Consider the following 1,643-nt stretch of genomic DNA (forward strand, 5'->3'; position numbering starts at 1 on the left):
TGGCGGGCCGCGGGTGGCACCGGTCGGGATCGAGCTCGTCCCCGATCCGCCAGCCGGCGGACGCGACCTCCCACTCGAACTCGGTGGGCAGCCGGGCACCGGCCCACCGGGCGAACGCGTCGGCCTCATAGAAGGACACGTGGCAGACGGGCTCGGCGTCGACCACCGGCCGGCGGCCCGAGAGGGTGAAGGTCGTCCAGTCACCGTCGGCGGAGGCGTTCCCGTCCGTGGCGGCGGGGGCCCCGATGCCGTCCTCGCGACGCCAGTACCCGGGCGCGTCCCAGCCCTCGGTCTGCACGGCGGCCCACCCGTCGGAGAGCCACAACTCGGGGCGGGAGTACCCGCCATCGGCCATGAACTGCTTCCAGTCCGCCACCGTGACCTGACGACCGGCCACCTGGCCGCCCGGTATCCACACCCGGTGACGTGGGCGTTCGTTGTCGTAGGAGAAGCCGCCGGAGGGCAGATCGTCGTGGGGGGACCCGGAGCGGTCGGCCGGGTCCGCGGCGCCGACCCTGGCGACCCCCTCGACGACGTCGAGCCAGTCCGTCTCCCTCGGCGCCGCTGCGACCGGGTCCGTGGACCTGTGCACGTAGACGGGGTCGGTCGGATTGTGGGAGAACAGGTGCTTGGCGTCCATGAGCATCAGCTCCTGGTGCTGCTGCTCGTGGTGGCAGCCCAGTTCGAGGAGCTCACGCCCGCGATCGTCTACCCGTCCCGCCTCGAGCGCGGCCACCACCGCCTCGTCGACGCGCGACCGGAAGTCGCCGATCTCCGCCACCGAGGGGCGGGTGATGAGACCCCGCTGGGGCCGGGGTTGCCGCGGTCCCACGGCCTCGTAATACGAGTTGAAGAGGAACCGGAAGACCGGCTCGGGCGAGGTGTACCCCGGCAGACGCCCCAGTACGAACTCCTCGAAGAACCACGTCGTGTGCGCTCGGTGCCACGCCGCGGGACTGGCCGCCGTCATCGATTGCGGAATCTGATCCTCGGCGCTCAGGCGGGAGGCCAAGAGGTCGGTGAGCTGGCGGACGCGCAGGAACCTCTCGACCGTGCCCCCGGCGCTGAGCGTCGGAACCGACTGCGGCCCTTGGGTTGTGACATCTCCAACAGTCATGGGCTCTCCCCCGGTTCATGGTCGGCGGTCAGACTGCCGCCAGACTATCCACGTGGTGGTTCGGTGCCCACCGTTCTCCGGATGACCCGGTCGCCGGGTGTCCACCGTTCTCCGGATGACCCGCCGCTCAGAAGCCACCGTTCCGCACGCCGCTGCCGGGAAAAGGCACCGGGACCTCCGCGGTGAGGTTGCGCCGCTCGTGCTCGAGGAGCCGCAGGCGGTACTCGGGACAGCTCCCCATTCCACCGTCGGCGCGGAGGACCCGGTGCACGGGAATGACGAACGGCACGGGCACGAGGGTGCACAACCGCCCCACCCGGCGGGCGTTGCGCGGTCGGCCCGCATCCACGCTGACCTGCCCGTAGGTCGAGGTCTCGCCGTACGGGATGTGCTGGATCTCGCGGTAGGCCTCGCGGGAGAACTCATCGTGCACGCCCGCGGCCGCCCAGTCCACGGGGGCGTCGAACTCACGCAGGCGACCGGCGAAGTAGGCCTCGAGTTGGCTCGCCAGCCGATCGAGGTGGTC

2 protein-coding genes are annotated in these 1,643 nt (G+C 71.2%); both read right to left on the bottom strand.

Annotated elements, in window-relative coordinates; all coding sequences use genetic code 11:
- Positions 1–1,117, bottom strand: a 1,117-nt coding sequence (gene egtB, locus G6026_RS11705) for an ergothioneine biosynthesis protein EgtB (RefSeq protein ID WP_241728049.1), incomplete at its 3' end; no start/stop codon positions are given.
- A gap of 127 nt (positions 1,118–1,244) precedes the next feature.
- The coding region (locus G6026_RS11710) for a methylated-DNA--[protein]-cysteine S-methyltransferase (RefSeq protein ID WP_182613281.1) at positions 1,245–1,643 on the bottom strand (399 nt) is incomplete at its 5' end.

The organism is Dietzia sp. DQ11-38-2 (assembly GCF_014145055.1).
Lineage (GTDB): Bacteria > Actinomycetota > Actinomycetes > Mycobacteriales > Mycobacteriaceae > Dietzia.